Annotated in this window: 18 protein-coding genes; 8 read left to right on the top strand and 10 right to left on the bottom strand. The window is 62.3% G+C overall.

The features are described from left to right. The first annotated feature begins 50 nt into the window (after positions 1-50). The 8 genes from lptF (at position 51) to WEB61_RS01755 (ending at position 10,044) form a co-directional block, all read left to right on the top strand. Positions 51-1,208 carry an LPS export ABC transporter permease LptF gene (gene lptF / locus WEB61_RS01790; RefSeq protein WP_368062616.1) on the top strand — a complete coding sequence of 386 codons (1,158 nt, stop codon included), beginning with the start codon at positions 51-53 and terminating at the stop codon, positions 1,206-1,208. Continuing rightward, positions 1,205-2,299 carry an LPS export ABC transporter permease LptG gene (lptG, locus tag WEB61_RS01785; protein ID WP_368062615.1) on the top strand — a complete coding sequence of 365 codons (1,095 nt, stop codon included), beginning with the start codon at positions 1,205-1,207 and terminating at the stop codon, positions 2,297-2,299. The genes lptF and lptG overlap by 4 nt, the downstream gene beginning before the upstream one ends. Positions 2,300-2,370: 71 nt before the next feature. After that, positions 2,371-4,605 (top strand): LPS-assembly protein LptD, encoded by a 2,235-nt coding sequence (locus tag WEB61_RS01780; RefSeq protein ID WP_368062614.1) that lies wholly within the window; start codon positions 2,371-2,373, stop codon positions 4,603-4,605. A 181-nt stretch (positions 4,606-4,786) separates the two neighbouring features. Continuing rightward, positions 4,787-6,121: a peptidylprolyl isomerase gene (locus tag WEB61_RS01775; protein WP_368062613.1), complete on the top strand. Its 1,335-nt coding sequence runs from the start codon at positions 4,787-4,789 to the stop codon at positions 6,119-6,121. Positions 6,122-6,155: 34 nt separating this feature from the next. After that, the gene (pdxA, locus tag WEB61_RS01770) at positions 6,156-7,166 is read left to right on the top strand and encodes a 4-hydroxythreonine-4-phosphate dehydrogenase PdxA (protein WP_368062612.1); all 1,011 of its coding nucleotides are present in this window, start codon (positions 6,156-6,158) and stop codon (positions 7,164-7,166) included. Next, positions 7,163-8,005, top strand: coding sequence for a 16S rRNA (adenine(1518)-N(6)/adenine(1519)-N(6))-dimethyltransferase RsmA (gene rsmA / locus WEB61_RS01765; protein WP_368062611.1), 843 nt, complete (start codon positions 7,163-7,165; stop codon positions 8,003-8,005). Before pdxA ends, rsmA begins: the two co-directional genes overlap by 4 nt. Before the next feature lie 102 nt (positions 8,006-8,107). Beyond that, the gene (locus tag WEB61_RS01760; RefSeq protein WP_368062610.1) at positions 8,108-9,157 is read left to right on the top strand and encodes an alcohol dehydrogenase; all 1,050 of its coding nucleotides are present in this window, start codon (positions 8,108-8,110) and stop codon (positions 9,155-9,157) included. 35 nt (positions 9,158-9,192) lie between these two features. Next, entirely contained in the window at positions 9,193-10,044 is an 852-nt protein-coding gene (locus WEB61_RS01755; RefSeq protein ID WP_368062609.1) for a hypothetical protein, read from the top strand. On the opposite strand, the gene WEB61_RS01750 is transcribed toward WEB61_RS01755, so the two are convergent. From WEB61_RS01750 to mltG, 10 genes are all read right to left on the bottom strand, one after another. Next, positions 10,041-10,721 (bottom strand): class I SAM-dependent methyltransferase, encoded by a 681-nt coding sequence (locus WEB61_RS01750; RefSeq protein ID WP_368062608.1) that lies wholly within the window; start codon positions 10,719-10,721, stop codon positions 10,041-10,043. The genes WEB61_RS01755 and WEB61_RS01750 overlap by 4 nt on opposite strands. Before the next feature lie 70 nt (positions 10,722-10,791). Continuing rightward, positions 10,792-11,715 (bottom strand): NAD-dependent epimerase/dehydratase family protein, encoded by a 924-nt coding sequence (locus tag WEB61_RS01745; protein WP_368062607.1) that lies wholly within the window; start codon positions 11,713-11,715, stop codon positions 10,792-10,794. A 78-nt stretch (positions 11,716-11,793) separates the two neighbouring features. After that, the gene (locus WEB61_RS01740; protein WP_368062606.1) at positions 11,794-12,654 is read right to left on the bottom strand and encodes a glycosyltransferase family 2 protein; all 861 of its coding nucleotides are present in this window, start codon (positions 12,652-12,654) and stop codon (positions 11,794-11,796) included. 10 nt (positions 12,655-12,664) lie between these two features. After that, a complete protein-coding gene (locus WEB61_RS01735; RefSeq protein ID WP_368062605.1) occupies positions 12,665-13,891 on the bottom strand; it encodes a methyltransferase domain-containing protein in 1,227 nt (408 codons plus the stop codon). Beyond that, positions 13,888-14,445, bottom strand: coding sequence for a dTDP-4-dehydrorhamnose 3,5-epimerase family protein (locus WEB61_RS01730; RefSeq protein ID WP_368062604.1), 558 nt, complete (start codon positions 14,443-14,445; stop codon positions 13,888-13,890). Before WEB61_RS01730 ends, WEB61_RS01735 begins: the two co-directional genes overlap by 4 nt. Then, positions 14,442-15,530 (bottom strand): CDP-glucose 4,6-dehydratase, encoded by a 1,089-nt coding sequence (gene rfbG / locus WEB61_RS01725; RefSeq protein ID WP_368062603.1) that lies wholly within the window; start codon positions 15,528-15,530, stop codon positions 14,442-14,444. The genes WEB61_RS01730 and rfbG overlap by 4 nt, the downstream gene beginning before the upstream one ends. Before the next feature lie 2 nt (positions 15,531-15,532). Further along, positions 15,533-16,312: a glucose-1-phosphate cytidylyltransferase gene (gene rfbF / locus WEB61_RS01720; RefSeq protein ID WP_368062602.1), complete on the bottom strand. Its 780-nt coding sequence runs from the start codon at positions 16,310-16,312 to the stop codon at positions 15,533-15,535. Positions 16,313-16,331: 19 nt separating this feature from the next. Further along, the gene (gene gmk, locus WEB61_RS01715) at positions 16,332-16,970 is read right to left on the bottom strand and encodes a guanylate kinase (protein ID WP_368062601.1); all 639 of its coding nucleotides are present in this window, start codon (positions 16,968-16,970) and stop codon (positions 16,332-16,334) included. Between the two features lie 10 nt (positions 16,971-16,980). Beyond that, positions 16,981-17,871, bottom strand: coding sequence for a YicC/YloC family endoribonuclease (locus WEB61_RS01710; RefSeq protein ID WP_368062600.1), 891 nt, complete (start codon positions 17,869-17,871; stop codon positions 16,981-16,983). 80 nt (positions 17,872-17,951) lie between these two features. Then, a partial coding sequence (gene mltG / locus WEB61_RS01705) for an endolytic transglycosylase MltG (RefSeq protein ID WP_368062599.1) occupies positions 17,952-18,333 on the bottom strand: 382 nt, incomplete at its 5' end.

Genomic DNA, 18,333 nt, shown 5'->3' with positions numbered 1-18,333 from the left:
GGGCGCCGCCGCAAAAGCAAATACCAGATTTCCGGGCGGGAGCCGGATTCATGCTGAAAGGTCTTTCACGATACATATTTTTTCAAGCACTGGGGCCATTCGTCGTGGCGACCGTGGTGCTCACCGGCATCATCTGGCTGACGCAAGCGCTGCGAATGCTCGACATCATGATCGCGCAGGGCCAGACGCTTGTGACGTTCTTTCAGCTCACCGCGCTCGCATTGCCGAGCACGCTTATCATCGTGCTTCCGATCTCACTCTTTTGCGCGCTTCTCTATACGCTGCACAAACTTATTACGGACAGCGAAATCGTCGTGATGTTCTCAGCCGGCGTCAGCCTCTGGTCCGTCGCCCTGCCCATCCTCGCCATCGCACTCGCGGTTTCGGTCGTCGTCCTTTCCTTCAGCGTCTATATCGCGCCAGCCGGATTGCGCGAGCTCAAGAACCGTCTCTACGATATTCGCACCGATGTCGCGTCGTCGATGATCCGCGAAGGCACCTTTACCAATCCGACAACGGGTTTGACCGTCTATGTGCGAGATCGTGCACCCGATGGCACAACTTACGGCATCCTGGTGCATGACAGCCGCAATCCCGTCGAGCCCATTACCTACATGGCCGAAACGGGTAGCCTCGTGCGCGGACCGAGAGGCCCGTTGCTGGTGATGTTCAACGGCAATATCCAACGGGTATCGCGCGACGGCGACCAGGAACGAGGCGCGGTCACGCTGCTCTATTTCGACAAATATACGTTCGACCTGTCTCCGTACATGAAGGACCAGCCCACGCTCGTATATGAAGGGCGCGAACGCTATCTCAGCGAGCTCATCAATCCGGGTCCGGACGATCAATATGGATTGTTGCAACACGACAAGCTTCTAGCCGACGCACACGAACGGCTTGCAGAGGGCCTGTTCCCGATGGCGCTGGCGCTCATCGCGCTTGCGGCGCTGCTGCCGGCGCCATTCAACCGGCGGGGCTATGCAATGCGCATGGCGGCGGCGGCGGGCACGGCCCTGGGACTGCGCGTAGCCGGGTTCGCCATGGCCGACGCGGCAAAGAACGATCTGAACATCGTTTTTCTAATGTATCTTGTGCCACTTGCCATATGCGCCCTCTCGATTGCCATTCTCAGTGGCGTTCGCTTCGGTCCGATGCTGCAGTGGCCACCGCGTCTGCGCCTTCCCGGCGGGGAAACCCGCGCATGAACATGTCGTGGACACTTTCGCGCTATCTGGCCCGGCAATTTCTTTTCGTCGTCCTGATAACCTTTTCGGTCTTTCTCACGCTCATCTTCATGATCGAACTTGTGGAACTGCTTCGGCGCGGAGCGGACAAGCCGGGCGTTACCTTCGGGCTGCTGGTATCGATGGCGCTGATGGAGTTGCCGCGGGTCGGCAGCAAGACCCTGCCGTTCGCGTTTCTCTTTGGCGGCATGGCGGCATTCCTGCGGCTGAGCAGAAACAACGAACTGGTCGTGGCGCGGGCCGCGGGCGTGTCGGTCTGGCAAATCATCGCGCCCGCGCTTGTCGTCGCCCTTATCATCGGATCGTTCGTCGTGACGATCTACAATCCGGTCTCTGCGACACTGGCCACGCAATACCAGAAGCTGGAGTCGAAGTATCTCGATCAACGCTCGAGTTTCCTTGCTCTTTCGTCAAACGGGCTGTGGCTGCGGCAGGCCGACTCGACCGGCCAATCGGTCGTCCACGCCCTGCGAATGGGCGAGCAAGGCATCGAACTCTACGACGTCACCATCTTCCTCTACGGCAACGCCAACAGTTTTCTGGGACGAATCGATGCGCGCGAGGCCATGCTGGAGGACGGCCATTGGGCGCTTCAGGATGTGTGGGTTCTGCTGGTCAACGACCAGCCGCGACAATACGACACCTACCGCCAGGAAACGTCCCTGACGGCCGAGCAGGTACAGGAGAGCTTCGCGCGGCCCGATACGATTTCGTTCTGGGACCTGCCGCATTTCATCCAGACGGCCGAAGCCGCCGGTTTTTCGGCGCGCCGTTACCAGTTGCATTTCCACCAGATTCTGGCGACGCCGGCGCTGCTTTGCACCATGGTGCTGGTTGCGGCGGCCTTCTCGATGCGGACAGCGCGCTTCGGCGGCGTCATTCAAATCGTCCTCGGCGGCATATTTTCCGGTTTTCTGGTCTATTTTCTCGGCGATCTGTCGATCGCTCTCGGCCTGTCGGGGATACTGCCCACACTGCTCGCGGCATGGGCGCCGTCCGCCGTGGTCATGCTTTTGGGGCTTGCGGTTCTCTTTCACCTCGAAGACGGTTAGATATTGAGCGGGACCGGGTACGAATCCGGGTGGTCGGGGGGCGAGAAGCAGACGTGATACGGGGGCGATGGATGGGGTTTGGCGGCTGCCGCTCAAGCAAGAACAAGCTCGTTGTCGGCACGGCGCTGGCCCTGGCGCTTTGCCTGCCGGCCGCCGGCGTGGCCGCAGCCCAGGACAATACGTCCGAACTGGCAGGCGGGCCTGAGCAGTCATTTCAGCAATCCGGCGAAGTACTGATGCAGGCCGACGAGCTCGCCTATGACCGCGAGGCGCGGGTCGTCACCGCAACCGGACATGTCGAGATTGCCTTCGGAGACCGTGTGCTGCTCGCCGATCGCGTCACCTATGACGAAACCACCGGCGTGGTGACGGCCGACGGCAATGTGTCCCTGCTCGATCCGCAAGGCGACGTGGCCTTTGCCGACCGTCTTGTTCTCCGGAACGAGATGAAGGACGGTGTGATCCAGACGCTCCGGATATTGCTGAGCGACAATTCCAAACTCGCCGGGCACGATGTCGTGCGCACCGGCGGCAACATGACGACACTGCATCGCGGCGTCTACAGCCCCTGCGACATCTGCGAAGAGAAAGGTCATACGACGCCGCTCTGGCAGATCAAGGCATTCCGCGTCATCCACAGCAAGGAAGAACAACGCATCATTTACGAGGATGCCTATCTGGAGTTTTTCGGCGTACCCGTCGCCTATGTCCCCTATTTCTCGCAACCCGATCCGACCGTGAAGCGGCAATCGGGCTTTCTGCCGCCCAAGCTCGCAAGCTCGACCGATCTCGGTCAGGAAGTCGAAATCCCCTACTACTGGGCCGTTGCGCCCGACAAGGACGTGACGCTGATGCCGCGTTTCACGACCAAGGAAGGGATTGTCTACAAGGGCGAATACAGGCAGCGCGTCGAGAGCGGAGCGTTCAAGTTTTTCGGCACCGGCACGTGGCCGCGCACACAGACGCAAGGCACGCCGGGCGACGCCCATTTCCGCGGCAGCCTGTTCGGCGACGGCGGATTCATCATCGACGAAAACTGGCGGTGGGGTTTCCGCTCCGAGCTTGCAAGCGACGACACGTATTTGCGCAAATACGACCTGTCGTCGGCGACCGACCTGGTCAGTAACATCAATGCGCGCTACGCTAACGGGCGCAACAGTTTCACGGCCGACGCCTATTATTTTCGGGGCCTGCTTGCAACCGACCAGAATGCGACGACACCCTGGGTCGCGCCCCTTCTGCAATACAATTATTCTTATCCCGAACAGATGGCGGGCGGCCGCGTCGGCTTCTCGGCCAATGCGATGGTTCTGGACCGGCGGCAGGGCGCCAGTTCGCGGCGTGTTTCGACCACGATCAACTGGGACCGGCGCAAAACCAGCGCCGCGGGCTTCGTCTATCGGCTTTTTGCAAGCCTTCGCGGCGACGTTTATTCGGTGAGCGGCGTGCAGGATCCGTCTCTACCGGCCGTGACATTCGAGAACTCAACGATCGCGCGGGCGTTGCCGACAATCGGAACGGAGTGGAGCTATCCGCTGGTCCGCTCCGACGACAACTTCCGGCAGGTCATCGAACCCATTGTGCAGTTGATCTACTCCCCCAATATCGGCAACACGGTTGAAATTCCGAACGAAGACTCGCTGAGCTTCGAATTCGACGACACCAATCTCTTTTCCGAGGATCGCTTTTCCGGACTGGATCGCTGGGAAACCGGCGCCCGCGCCAATGTCGGCGTCAGATATACTGTTTTCACACCGGATGGCGGAGAGGCGTCGGCCATGATCGGTCAGAGCTACCGCATCGAGGAGAATTCGAGCCTCACGTCCGATACGGGGCTCCGCGACCAGACTTCGGACTATGTCGGCAGCGTTACCATCGCCCCCTCGAACGATTTCCTGCTGTCCTACCGCTTCAGGATCGACGATGAGCGATACAAGATCCGGCGCAACGAGGTGAATTTCCTCGGCCATGTCGACCGATGGAGCGGACAATTCGGCTATGCCTATTTTGCCGCCGACCAATCGGTGACCTTCACGTCGCGCGAGGAAGTGTTCCTCGGGGCAGCGGTGAAGCTCGACGATTACTGGCGCGCATTCGGGCGAACACGGCAAGACATCGCCAATGATCGGGCCGTCGAGAACCGGATCGGCTTTGGCTATGAGGACGAATGTTTCGATTTCTCGCTCAGCTTCAACCAATCGTTCACGAGCGATCGCGACATCGAGCCGGAGAAATCCGTTATTCTGCAGATTACGCTGAAGACGCTGGGCGAAGCGCGGATCGCCGGAACGACACCGAACGATTAACCCTCGCCCCTCAATTCGCATTGCCGCAAGTCCATGAAAATGAGGACTTTTTGCGCCTCACATTGGACGTGGACAGGTTGATTAGAGACCTGATTCAAGTATTCTGTCGCCCAGCGGCACGGGGAAGACCTCGGCATCACACGCCAACCAGGAGGGGCCTGCGGCCCTCAAGAAAGACGCCATGAAGCAAGACATGTTCGCGAGCGCCAAAACGCTCGCCGGAGGCCGGCTCCGCAGGCCGATATTCGGATTTACGCTTGCCTGTTTTATTGCCCTTGCCGCCCTGCCCGCCGACGCCGTGATTGCGCAGGAGCCCGATGCCACGAGCGACTCGCAGGGTATCGCTGCCGTCGTCAACGACCAGATCATTTCGTCCTACGATCTCGAGCAGCGCGTAAAGCTGGTCATGGTGAGCTCCGGTATTCCGAATACGGCCGAAAACGTGTCGCGCATTCGCGGGCAGGTGCTGCGCTCGCTTGTCGACGAGTATCTGCAACGGCAGGAAGCGCGGAGGCTTAACGTCAATATCGAACGAACCGAGCTTGACAGCGCGCTTGAACGGATTGCACAGCGATCGAACATGACGGTCGAGCAAATCGACGAATTTCTCAAAGAGGGCGGTGTTTCCAGAACGGCACTGGAAACACAAATCTCATCCGAAATGGCTTGGCAGCGCGTCGTCCAACAGCAATTCGGACCCCTGGTAACTGTCGGACAGGGGGAGGTCGATGAAGTGCTGCGCCGGCTGGAGGAAGAGGCCGACCAGCCGCGCTATCTCGTCTCCGAGATTCTCATTACTTTCGACGGGCCCGTGCATGCCGAGGAAATTTCGGCCGGGACGCAGCGCCTTGTCGAGCAGATGCGCGAAGGAGCACCGTTCGAGGCCGTCGCGCGACAGTTCAGCCAGTCCGCCTCGGCCGCCAATGGCGGCGATATCGGGTGGGTGCACGCCAGCCAGCTTCCCGACGGCGTCGGCGACGTCGTGACAAACATGCAACCCGGCATGATTTCGGATCCGATCCGCACCGTGAATGGATTTTACATCATTCAAGTGCGCTCCATGCAGACGGGCACCGGCGCCGATCCGATGCGCGACCAGTATTCGTTGATGCTTGTACGGCTGCCGTTGACGCCGGATGCCGATCCCGCGGCTGTCAGCCGTCGCGCGCGCGAAGCACAGGAATTCAGATCGCAGGTCGCATCCTGCGAAAGCGCACCTGCGCTGATCCGCAAGTATCTGAGCGGCACCTCCGAGGCGCCGCGGCAGGTGCTCGCCGGAAACCTCGATCCTCGGACCCGGCAAGCCCTGGCCAATGTCGCGGTCGGCAAAGCGACAGAGCCGATTCGAAGCGAGGCGGGCGTCGAGATGCTTGTCGTCTGCGGACACAAGCCGGCGCAAGGCGAGATACCCACACGCGAGCAAATCGACAACTCACTATACGAACAACAACTCTCGATGATGGGACGCCGCCACTTGCGCGATCTGCGACGCGACGCCGTCGTCGTTTACCGCTGAGGACGGGCCCAAGCCCGAAGGGGTGCCGCCAGCCATGACGCGCGTTGCAGCCTCCGGCGGCGGGTTACCCCTGGCACTGACCATGGGCGAGCCAGCCGGCATCGGCCCCGAGATCACGCTCAAGGCCTGGCTCGCCCGGGAAGCCGCAACGCTGCCCTGCTTTTTCGTGGCCGGCGATCCCGCGCTTTATCGCGCACTCGGTGCGCCCGTGCAGGAGATCGAGGGCACGGGCGAAGCAGCCGATATTTTTCTGCGCGCGCTGCCGGTGTTGCCGGTGAGACTTGCCGAGACGGCCGAGCCGGGGCGGCTCGCGCCTGCCAACGCCCGCGCCGTGCTTGCCGCGATCGACCTTGCCTGCGACCTCGCAATGCGTGGCGAAGCGGCCGGCATGGTCACCAATCCCATTCACAAGGGCGCGCTTTACGAAGCCGGGCTGGAGCTGCCGGGCCATACGGAATATCTGGCGGCGCGGACGGGCGGCGCGCCGGTCGCGATGATGCTCTCCTGCCCCGGCCTGCGCGTCGTGCCGGCGACGGTGCATCTGTCGCTCAAGGACGCGGCGGCTGCGCTGAACACGTCCCTCGTCGCAGCGCAGGGAATGATCCTTGTGCGCGCGCTGCGCGACGATTTCGGCATCGCACGGCCGCGCATTGCGGTGGCCGCGCTCAATCCCCATGCAGGCGAAGGCGGGCATCTGGGACGCGAAGAAATCGAGATCATCGCGCCGGCCATCGCGGCCATTCGGGCGGCGGAGCCCGGCGTCGAGATATGGGGCCCGGCGCCTGCCGACACGCTGTTTCACGCCGCCGCACGAGAGCGTTACGACGCCGTGCTCTGCATGTATCACGATCAGGCGCTGATCCCGCTCAAGACCATCGATTTCGAACATGGCGTCAACACGACGCTGGGGCTGCCGATCATCCGCACATCACCCGATCACGGAACGGCGCTGGACATTGCCGGACGAGGGATCGCGCATCCCGGCAGCCTCATCGCAGCGCTTCAGGCGGCCGGCGAAATGGCGCGCAGCCAGGCGCGTGCATGAGCGGCGAAACACTGCCGCCACTGCGGGACGTGATTGCCCGGCACGGGCTTGGCGCCCGCAAGGCGCTGGGACAGAATTTTTTGCTCGACCTCAACCTGACGGGCCGCATCGCGCGGGCGGCGGGTCCGCTGGAGGGACATGATGTCATCGAGGTGGGGCCGGGACCGGGCGGGCTGACGCGCGCGCTGCTCGACAATGGCGCGCGACGCGTCATCGCCATCGAACGCGACAGGCGTTGCATCGCGGCGCTCGAGGAAATCGCCGCGGCCTATCCGGGACGGCTGACCATCGTCGAGGGCGACGCGCTGGAAACCGACATGGCGGCGCTGGCGGCCCGCCCTGCCCGCGTCGTCGCCAACCTGCCCTACAATATCGCCACGCCATTGCTTGTCGGCTGGCTGCAAACCGAACCGTGGCCGCCGTGGTTTTCGAGCCTCACCCTGATGTTCCAGCGGGAGGTGGCCGAGCGGATTGTTGCCGCGCCGGGCGGCAAGGCCTATGGCCGGCTCGGTGTGCTGGCGCAATGGCGGACGAGCCCTCGCATCTTGTTCGATGTCGACCGCCGCGCCTTTACACCGCCGCCCGCCGTCACCTCATCGGTTGTCGAGCTTGTGCCGCGCGACGCACCGCTCGCTCCCGCCGAGCCGCGGGCGCTCGAAACAGTGGTTGCCGCCGCGTTCGGCCAGCGGCGCAAGATGCTGCGCGCCAGCCTGAAGTCGCTCGGGCGGGACCCGACGGCAATGATCGATGCGGCGGGCGTGCTGCCGACGCAACGCGCCGAGGAGTTGAGCGTCGAGCAGTTCTGCGCGCTGGCGCGGGCCTATGCCGAGGGCCTTTGAAAGGCGCCACCGAGGTTGTGAGGCCCGCCGCCTCATGCCACATTGGCCGCCAAATCGGCGGCCACCCGCCCACCCAAATGAAAATTCCGAGGAGACTCCCCTATGAAATCCGAAGCCATTGTCGAGTACGGCCAGGCGCTGCAGATCGTCGAGAGCGAGACGCCGAAACCGCAAGGCACGGAGGTTCTGCTGAAAGTGACGCATTGCGGCGTCTGCCACTCAGACGTGCATATACACGACGGCTATTTCGACATGGGCGGCGGCAACAAGCTCGATGTGCGCGCCGGACGGCAACTGCCCTTCACGCTCGGCCACGAGATCGAAGGCGAAGTGATTGCCGCCGGGCCCGACGCCGAAGGCGTCGAGATCGGCACGCGGCGCGTCGCCTTTCCGTGGATCGGCTGCGGCGAATGCCCAACCTGCAAGCGCGGCGATGAACATCTGTGCAACAAGCCGCGCAATCTCGGCATTCAGGTCGCAGGCGGCTATGCCACCCATGTGCTGGTGCCGCATCCGCGCTACCTGATCGACTATACCGGCATCGCGGACGGGCTGGCGGCCACTTACATGTGTTCGGGTCTGACGGCCTATGGCGCGATGAAGAAACTCGGCGATATCTCGGCTGAAGAACGCGTGATGGTGGTGGGGCTCGGCGGGGTCGGCATGATGGGGCTGCAGTTCGCCAAAGCGATGTTTCCCGCCGCGCCGCTCGGCGCCGATGTCGACGACAGCAAGCTGCAGGCCGCCAAGGGCGCCGGCGCGCACGAGGTCTACAATCCGAAGGATCCCGACGCGATCAAGAAAGTGCTGGCCGACACGAATGGCGGCGTGCCGGCGGCGGTCGATTTCGTCGGTTCGGAAGCATCGCTCAAATTCGCGACCAGCATCGTGCGCAAGGGGGGCCAGGTGGTGGTGGTCGGCCTTTTCGGCGGCGGCTTCTCGATGCCGATTCCGCTGTTTCCGATGCGGGCGCTCACGATCGGCGGCTCCTATGTCGGCTCGCTGGGCGAGACGCATGAGATGATGGAACTGGTAAAGGCCGGCAAGATCGATCCGATCCCGGTCAGCGAACGCCCGCTCGGCCAGGGCTCACAGGCGCTCGACGATTTGCGCAAGGGCCGCGTGATGGGGCGGGTTGTGCTGAAGCCGTGAGGTCCCGCGCATAGCGGTTCGGGGCGAGACACGCCGTGACAATCGAAACGACAAGAAGCGAAGACCCTGCCGGATCGCATTCCGTTGCCGTCGTTCACCTCATTCGCCGAGGCAATCCCGATCGCTTTCTCCGCCGATTTCTCTCAAGCTATGCGACCCATCCGGCGGGCCTGCCTCACGATCCGGTTTTCCTGCTGAAGGGGTTCGATGAAGCGGAAGCGACGCGTCTGCAGCGAAGAATCAGCAAACGCGTCGGCCATCCATCCTTCATCCGGATCGACGATCAGGGGTTCGATATCGGCGCCTACAAATACGCGGCGGAGCGCCTCGAGCATATGTTCGTCGTGTTTCTGAATTCGCACTCCGAGATTCTGTGCGATCGGTGGCTTGCGCGATTGATCTCGGCGTTTTCCTCGCACCCGGATGCCGGAATTGCCGGCGCCGCGGGCAACTGGGAGACGCTGGATGCGGGCATACCCTTTCCGAACGTCCATCTCCGGTCAAACGCCTTCGCCGTTCGGCGCCTGGATTTTCTGGCGCTCGATTTCGGGCCGCTTGATACAAAGCGCGCCTGCAACGAATTCGAGGCCGGGCCGCGAAGCATGACGCATCAGATGCTCGAACGGGGCCTGCAACCTTACGTCGTCGGCAGGGACGGATCTGTTTTCGCGAAAGAAGGCTGGCCCGAGTCAGGCACATTCAGATCCGGCCGGCAGGAAAATCTTCTGGTCGCGGACAACCGGACGCGGGACTTCGCGGAGGGGTCGACGCGTCACCGGCAGAAGGTGGCAGGGTTGAGCTGGGGCGAAAGGTCTCGGCCGGCGCCACTCGGTATCGTCGAGAGAGCCGCCGTGGCCTTGCGCCGCCTGCTGACCGGACGGTTCTAGAGTCGGCCCCACCCGAAACGACGGTTCAGATAGCCGACTGTCGATTTTCCCTTTCCGGTGTAGCGCCACACCGAAATGCCGAACCGGCTGACAAAATTCTTCAGTAATTCGAAATCCTCCGAATGCTTCAGCTCTTCAAAGACGCGGTTGCAGTCTTCGACCGCATGCGTGTCGTGAAGCGTCATCACGGCGCCCGGCATCAGGAGTTCCTTCATGAGAAAGATATCCTGTTTCAAGCCGCGGTAACTGTGATCGCCGTCGACGAAGGCATAGTCGATCTTGCCGGCATAAGGCAGAAGCTTTTCGCGCACATGCGGCGCGTGAGAATCATCGATGATCTCGAGGATGATGTCGCTGCGAACCTGCTTCTTGATCCGCGGCCAATGACCATGCCGCGGATGCTGCCCGATATCGAGAATGATGGTCTTTTCCACCGGGTAATAGTCGCGCACGAATTTGGTGTTTCCGCCGGCGGCGATGCCGATATCGATCGACAGTTTCGACGGTGGAAAATTCGATGCCAGATATTCGACGAAGGATGCGAACTCATCCGGATCCTGTTGAAGGAAGAGCCCATCTTCCCTGACCGGATATCCGAAAAAGGCCTCATCGTCGGAGCCACAATTGCGAATGGCCTCGCACAAGCTTTCTTTGGTCGCAGTCGCGGCGGTGTTCAAGTACCCCTCCAATGATCCGGGATTTTCGGCGACCCGAGCTTATTCCAGACCGTGTCGGGATAACAAGCGCCTATCCCGGCGTCCGGTCAATCTGTCCGAGGCGCGATGCCCAGTAGTCGAGCGCATCGCCTAGCCCCCCGTCGATGGTTCGGAGCGGCCGAAACCCGACTTCCGAGATCAAGCGCTCCGTATCCGCGACAATGACCGGCGGCTCACCCGCGCGGTCTTCAAGGGCGCCCAGTTGCACAAGATCCGGCCGTCCCGCGATCTCGCCGAGTTTCATGGCCAAATTCGCAACCGATATCCCTTCGCCGGTCGCTATGTTGACGGGGCCGATCGCCGCCGAAAGCGCCAGGGCGGCCAGCGCCGCGCCCGCATCGCGCACATCGATGAAGTCGCGCACCGCAAGACCGAGCGAGACCGGGGCCTTGTGCCCCTGGACCAGCGCCCTGGCAATCGAGGCAACGAGGCGGGATGGAGTCTCGCCAGGGCCATAGAGGAAAAAGAGGCGGCCCCAGGCAAAATCCATTCCCTGTTGCGCGAAGAACGCTTCCAATATCCGCCGGCAGGCATCCTTGCTTGTATCGTACAATGTATGCGGCGCGGTCGGCGTTTCGCGCTCCCGGCATTTGCCCTGGCCGGGCCAGTCGTATTCATAACAGGTGCCTGTTGCGACGAACCGGGATGCACCAGCTTCGGCGGCCGCGCGCGCCAAATGCAGGCTCGCCGCGACCCAATCGAGATTCGCCGGGTCCGTCCAGAAACGCCCGTGCTCGACGCACCATGCGAGATGCAGGACAATCTGCGGACGCACATCACCGACGAGCGCATGCACACGGCCGGTCTCCATGAGATCGGCCCGGTGCCAGATGCAGCCGTCGGCCGTGCCGCCGCCCGCGCGGGAGACGGCATGGACCTCGGCGCCGGCGGCCAGCAGCGGCGCCAGCACGGCGCGGCCGACGAATCCCGAGGCCCCGGTTACCAGTATGCGCATTCTCGTCTCCACCGTTGCATGGCAGGAAGGCAATTTCCGACAGCGATGCCAGGCGGGCTCGATACGCCACGCCGCCGGCTACGCCTGAATGATGCCCAGCTTCTCACGGATATAGCGCCGAAGCATTTTGAAGAATCTGTAGACCCTCAGATTTGCAAACCGGAGCACATACACGAAGAGAATGGGGCGTTCCGACCATCCCCATTTCCGTTTTCCGAATTCGGCGAGACAGGCGCGGCGAAACACCCGCCGCATGGCGATCATTTCCCGGGCCGGCACGCGCGAGCTGTAGCGCGGCGTCGGCGACGCCAGTTTGAAGAGGACAGCGTCATTGCCGCCAACCACCGCCTCATCGAGAACGGCCGGCAGGACCGTCAGCGGATCCCATGCCCAGAGATAGGAATATATCGCGCCCGTGTCGTCCATCGCGACACGAAGCGCTTCCCTTCTCCAGAGGCCGTAAATCCAGTTGGGGCTCGCGCCGAGCAGCGTCTTCCCCATATGCACCGGGCGCCATCGGGCGCGCGGTTCCTCGACCGGCAGCACCTTGTGCACCGTGCCGTCCGGCGCGACCAGCAGCGACTTCGGCGCAGCGAGGTAGGCGTCTGGATGGCCGTCCAGCAAGCGCTTCAGCACCTCAACATAGTTTTCGCTGGAGAGGTCGTCATCGGCTCTCCACATGAAGAGATCGCTGGATGCGAGGTCGATCAAGGCCCGGAAATTGTTTCGGGCGCCGATGTTCTCCGGCTGACGGACGAGCCGGAAGCGCGAATCCCGATCTGCAAATTCCGCAGCGATCTCCCGGCTGCCGTCGGTGGAGCCATTGTCGGACACGATGACCTCAATGTCCGTGAAGGTCTGAACCCTCAGGCATTCCAGCGCCGCCCGCAACGTCGCGGCTCCATTGTATACGGGCACGCCTATGGAGACCGCGGCCATCGCTCCGCCCTCAGACAATCGCCAATTCGGGGACCGCCGTCACAAAGCGTGCCTTCCAATCGCGTATATATGCGAGTTGCGGCATGACCTCGTCACGAATGTTCCACGGCAGGATCAGGACGATGTCCGGCCGGTCGGCCTTGAGTTGTTCTTCGTCGACAATCGGAATGCGGCTGCCGGGCATGAACTTGCCCTGTTTGGCTGCCGCCCGGTCGACGACATAGGGCACGAGGTCGGGGCGGATGCCGGCGAAGTTCATCAGCGTGTTGCCCTTCGCCGCCGCGCCATAGGCGCCGACCTTGAGGCCTTGCCGCTTCGCATCGATCAGGAAGGCGACCAGATCGTCCTTCACCTTTTCGGCGCGAGGCTGGAAACCGCTGTAGAAGGCGGCGGCCGTCATGCCCGCGTCGGCCTCGCGTGCAAGAAGCGCGGCGAGACGCGGCGACATCTCATGCGGTCCCGCGTCGGCGCGTTGTGCATAGACGCGCAGGCTGCCGCCATGCGTCGGCAGCTCCTCGACATCGAAGCAGCGAAGGCCGTTTGCCTCGAATATGCGCGCGACGGATGTCAGAGAGAGATACGAATAATGCTCGTGATAGATGGTGTCGAACTGGTTTTCCTGCACCAGACGGAGCAAATGCGGAAACTCGAATGTCGCGACGCCCGCAGGCTTGAGCAAGGCCGCGAAGCCCGCCGCGAAATCATTGATGTCGGGGACATGGGCCAGCACATTGTTGGCCGCCATCAGATCGGCCCCGCGGCCGGCGGCGGCAAGCTCACGCGCCAGGGCGACGCCGAAGAAGCGTTCGTCGATTTCGATCCCCTTGCCGCGCGCCGCAGCGGCCGTACTCGCGGTGGGCTCGATGCCATAACAGGGAATGCCCAGCGCCTTCACATATTGCAGCAGGTAACCGTCATTGGCCGCGATTTCGACGACCATGCTGCCGGAGGTCAACCCGAAGCGCGCGGTCATCGCTTCGGCATAGCCTTTCGCGTGTGCCAGCCAACTTGTCGAAGTCGAGCTGAAATAGGCGTAGTCGGCCGAAAAAAGTTCCTCGCGCCCCGCATGGTCCTCGGTCTGGACCAGCCAGCAAGTGGTGCAAACAAGAACACGCAATGGATACCAGGTTTCCGGCCCGTTGAGCGCGTCGGCAGTCAGATAGGCGTTGGAGGGCGGTGCAGCGCCGAGATCGATAAACGGCAAGGTGAGCGGCGCCCCGCAATGACGACACTTCACGGTGCGTTCCCTCCATCATTCAGAAGCGGATGGTTCCGGTCCCGGTCGGACATTTCGACAATCTCCATCGGCCAGGCGATCGACAGGGCAGGATCGTCGGGCCTGACGCCTCCTTCCGCCGCCGCCGCGTAAGGCGCCGAATGGAAGTACAACATCTCGACCTCGTCCGACAGGGTCTGAAAACCGTGAGCAAAACCAGGTGGAATCAGCAGGCTGGTGTCGTTGCCGTCAGACAGGATTTCGCCATGCCAGCGACGATACGTCGGCGAGTCCGGTCGCAGATCGACGGCGACATCGAACACGTTACCCTTGAGGCAGGTAACGAGTTTCGCTTCCTCGTGAGGCGCACGCTGGAAATGCATGCCGCGCACGGTTCCCCTTCGATGGGTCAGCGTCCGATTGATCTGGGCGACGTTCCATATCCAACCGGCGGCGGCCAGATCGTCTCCGCAAAAGAGGCGTTCGAGCCAGCCGCGTTCGTCTCCGATACGTTTGCGGCGGATGCTTTTGACGCCGTCGAGCGGTGTCGTCGAAACGGCGAAACGATCCGTCATGACGCGATACCGCTATTGTCTCGCTTTTCATAGGCGGCAATCTGGGCAAGCGTGAACGCCTGCATGTCGTCGTCCCTGTTGAGCGCCCGGTACCAATCCGCCAACCATTCGACGCTGGACGTGCCCGGAAGCCTGTCGCGCCATCCGAGCACGGCGCGGGCGCGGCTTGAGTCGATCTCAAGCGTCGTCATCTCGTGCGGCCCCTCCATGTTGGCGGGCTTCCAGTCGGCATCGACCCCGAGCGCGGCCTGAACGGCTTCGGCCAATGCGGCCACCGTAACGGACACAGCGTCGGGTGCCGGTCCGAAATTCAGCGCCGATGGCAGCGGCACGTCGTCCGACAATCCGCGCGCGAAGGCAAAGTAGCCGCTCAGACAATCGAGCACGTGCTGCCACGGGCGCGCCGCTGCCGGATTGCGCAGGATCAGCGGCTTGCCCGTCTGCAGGGCGCGCCATATGTCCGGCACCAGCCGGTCCTCGGAGAAATCGCCACCACCGATCACATTGCCGCCGCGTGCGGTTGCTACCCGCACGCCCTTTTCGGCCAGGAACGAGCGGGCATAGCTCGACACAACGATTTCGGTGGCCGCCTTCGATGCCGAATAGGGGTCGTACCCACCCAGAGGCGCATCCTCGACAAAGGAGATACCCTGTTCGGCGTTTTCGTAGACCTTGTCGGTTGTCACGACCAGTACCGTCCGGAGCGCCTCTACCTCACGCAGCGCGTCGAGTAGATGCACAGTCCCCATAACATTGGCCGCGAAGGTTTCCACCGGCTCGACATAGGATCGTCGCACAAGCGGTTGTGCCGCCATGTGAATGACGATCTGCGGATCGGCACTGCGAACCGCGGCGCGCAAGACGTCGCGGTCGCGCAAATCGACAATACGGGAATCCAGATGACTTTCGACCTTCGCCAAGTTGAACAGATTGGGGTCGGTGTCCGGCGCAAGCGCAAGGCCCGTTACCTCGGCGCCAAGGCGCGACAGCCAGAGCGCTGCCCACGCGCCCTTGAAGCCGGTATGTCCGGTCAACAGCACGCGCTTGCCGCACCAGAATTTCGCATCGAGGCCGTCGATCGGCAAACCTAGTCCCTCCAGACCTTCCAGGGCGCCCGGCCGGTTGCCCAGAGCTCCTCCAGATGGTTTTTCTCTCGCAATGTGTCCATAGGCTGCCAGAAGCCACTGTGCCGGAAGGTCATCAATTCGCCGTCGCGAGCCAGTCCCATCAAAGGTTCTCCCTCGAAAGGTGTTTCGTCGGCCGCGATGCGATCAAGAACGGAAGGTTCCAGCGCAAAAAAACCACCATTGATCCAGGCATTGTCACCCGGCGGCTTCTCGATGAAACGCCGTACCACATCGCCCTCCAGTTCCAGCGCGCCGTAGCGGCCCGGCGGTACAACGCTGGTCAGCGTCGCTGCTTTGCCGTGAGATTTATGAAAAGCGAGCAACTTCGCAACGTCGACATCGGCGACACCGTCACCATAGGTCATGAAAAAAGTTTCGCCGGGATCGAGATAGTCGCGCACGCGCTTCACCCGGCCGCCCGTCATCGTGTCGGCACCGGTATCGACCAGCGTCACGCGCCAGGGTTCGCGTGTCTTCTGGTGAAATTCGATGGCGCCTGTCGTCGCATCTATCGTCACGTCGGACGAATGCAAGACGTAATTGGCAAAGTATTCCTTGATCATGTAACCGCGATAGCCGAGGCAGATCACGAAATCAGTGAACCCGTATTGGGTATAGATTTTCATGATGTGCCAGAGGATCGGCCGACCGCCGATTTCGATCATCGGCTTCGGGCGCAACTGGCTCTCTTCCGAAATGCGCGTGCCGAGACCACCCGCCAGTATCACAACCTTGGTCATCCATTCCCCCCGGCGCGGCTCAAAGCGCCTCGCGAAGCTGCTTTACAAAATTGGACAGGCCGGTCAAGCGGCGGCGCTTCAAGCGCTCGGCGCGCAGGATCGCCTGCAAGGCGGCAAAAGCCCTGTCCACGTCGTCGTTGACGACAATATATTCATATTCCTGATAGTGGCTTATTTCGTCCGACGCTTTTTCCATGCGCGAAGCCACAACGTCGGCCGGGTCCTGTGCGCGCCGCTCAAGGCGTTTTTCGAGTTCCTGTGCCGACGGGGGCAGGATGAATACCTTGACCAGATCTTCCGGCGCGCTTTCGTCGAGCTGCTGCGTTCCCTGCCAGTCGATGTCGAAAAGGACGTCGCGGCCTCTGGCCAGAGCCTCCTCCACCGGCTTTCGCGGCGTGCCGTAGTAATTTCCGAAGACCTTGGCGCTTTCGAGGAACTCGCCCTTGTTGCGCATGATCCCGAAGTCTTCGGTGCTGAGGAAGAAATAGTCCTTTCCGTCCACCTCGCCCGGCCGCGGCTTGCGGGTGGTTGCCGATACGGACATGTCGATCTCCGGATCACTGTCGAGGAGGCGGCGCGAGAGCGTTGTCTTGCCCGCGCCGGAGGGCGAGGAGAGAACCAGCATCAAGCCACGGCGGTGAATGTCCATTTCGGTCATCTCGGGCCCATCATTCCACGTTCTGGACCTGTTCGCGAAGCTGGTCGATGGCGGTTTTCAATTCGAGACCGATACGGGTGAGACCGATGTCGGCAGCCTTGGAACAGAGCGTGTTGGCTTCGCGATTGAATTCCTGGGTCAGGAAATCGAGACGCCGACCGGCCGGCTCAGCGCCTGCGAATATTTCGCGTGCCTGCGCGATATGGGCATTGAGGCGGTCGATTTCCTCGCGCACATCGGCCTTGGTGGCGAGCAAGGCGGCTTCCTGTGCCAGGCGTTCTTCGGAGAGAGACGATGACGCGCCGAGGAGTTCGCCGATCTGTGTGGCGAGGCGGGCGCGCATCGCTTCGGCTGTGGCAGCGGGCGAAGCTGCCGCGGCTTTCGTCAAGCGTTCTATTTCATCCACATGAGCGCGGAGCATGGCTTCGAGCCTGCTCCCTTCCTCAGCACGGGCGATCGCAAGCATCGCCGCCGCTTCGCCGAACGATGAAACAATAGCTTCCTCAAAAGCGTGACGCACCTCCTCGCTCTCGTCAGCGACGTCGGCGCTTTCCAGCACCCCTCTCAAGGCCAGAATACCCTCAGGCTGCGGCGGCTTCATTTCGATATCGCGCCGCAGTTCGACAATTGCCTCGAGCACCACGCGCAACGCCTCCTTGTTGACACGAAGCGGCACGGGGGCCGCACTTCGGTCGACAGTGAGACTGGCCTGGCAGTTGCCGCGCTTGAGATGCTTTGCAAGTTCGGCCCGCAACCGCGGCTCCACCGCATCGAGCCCAGCCGGCAGCCGGAATCGCGCATCGAGCCCCTTGCCGTTGACGCTTCGCAATTCCCAGTGCCAGCGCGCAAGGCCCGCTTCGCCCTCGACGCGGGCAAAGCCTGTCATGCTTGTGAGCGGCATTGGGCCTCCTTGGCAGGAATCATGAGTTTCCGATAGGCTCAACTATAGCAGGCGGCGCAGGCAAATCGGCGACAGGCAACTCATCGGATCGCTTCTTTTTTGATGTTTCCCTGAACTCTTTCCCGTTCGATCCGCCGCCATTCCTGTACGCGGCGCTGATGCTCGGCCAATGTCCGGGAAAAGGCATGGCCGCCGGTACCGTCAGCCACAAAGTAATACTCATCCGTTTCCGGAGGGTTCAGAACGGCCTCGAGCGAGGCGCGACCCGGATTGGCGATAGGCGTCGGGGGCAGCCCGTCGATCTGATAGGTGTTGTAAGGGGTCTGCCGATCGATCTCGCTGCGGCGGATCGGACGGCCCAGCACACCCTTACCGCCTACCAGCCCGTAGATGATGGTCGGGTCGGATTGCAGGCGCATCGACTTGCGAAGCCGATTGACGAAGACGGCAGCGACACGTGGC

It is taken from the genome of Parvibaculum sp., assembly GCF_040882025.1.
Lineage (GTDB): Bacteria > Pseudomonadota > Alphaproteobacteria > Parvibaculales > Parvibaculaceae > Parvibaculum.
The sequence above is the reverse complement of the archived record's forward strand: the minus strand, read 5'-3'. Positions and strand labels throughout refer to the sequence as shown.

Coding starts and splice junctions, on each gene's coding strand:
- WEB61_RS01775 (WP_368062613.1), top strand. CDS start 4,787: ATGAAGCAAGACATGTTCGCGAGCGCCAAAACGCTCGCCGGAGGCCGG.
- rsmA (WP_368062611.1), top strand. CDS start 7,163: ATGAGCGGCGAAACACTGCCGCCACTGCGGGACGTGATTGCCCGGCAC.
- WEB61_RS01730 (WP_368062604.1), bottom strand. CDS start 14,445: ATGACGGATCGTTTCGCCGTTTCGACGACACCGCTCGACGGCGTCAAA.
- pdxA (WP_368062612.1), top strand. CDS start 6,156: ATGACGCGCGTTGCAGCCTCCGGCGGCGGGTTACCCCTGGCACTGACC.
- WEB61_RS01745 (WP_368062607.1), bottom strand. CDS start 11,715: ATGCGCATACTGGTAACCGGGGCCTCGGGATTCGTCGGCCGCGCCGTG.
- WEB61_RS01710 (WP_368062600.1), bottom strand. CDS start 17,871: ATGCCGCTCACAAGCATGACAGGCTTTGCCCGCGTCGAGGGCGAAGCG.
- rfbF (WP_368062602.1), bottom strand. CDS start 16,312: ATGACCAAGGTTGTGATACTGGCGGGTGGTCTCGGCACGCGCATTTCG.
- WEB61_RS01740 (WP_368062606.1), bottom strand. CDS start 12,654: ATGGCCGCGGTCTCCATAGGCGTGCCCGTATACAATGGAGCCGCGACG.
- gmk (WP_368062601.1), bottom strand. CDS start 16,970: ATGACCGAAATGGACATTCACCGCCGTGGCTTGATGCTGGTTCTCTCC.
- lptG (WP_368062615.1), top strand. CDS start 1,205: ATGAACATGTCGTGGACACTTTCGCGCTATCTGGCCCGGCAATTTCTT.
- WEB61_RS01760 (WP_368062610.1), top strand. CDS start 8,108: ATGAAATCCGAAGCCATTGTCGAGTACGGCCAGGCGCTGCAGATCGTC.
- lptF (WP_368062616.1), top strand. CDS start 51: ATGCTGAAAGGTCTTTCACGATACATATTTTTTCAAGCACTGGGGCCA.
- WEB61_RS01780 (WP_368062614.1), top strand. CDS start 2,371: ATGGGGTTTGGCGGCTGCCGCTCAAGCAAGAACAAGCTCGTTGTCGGC.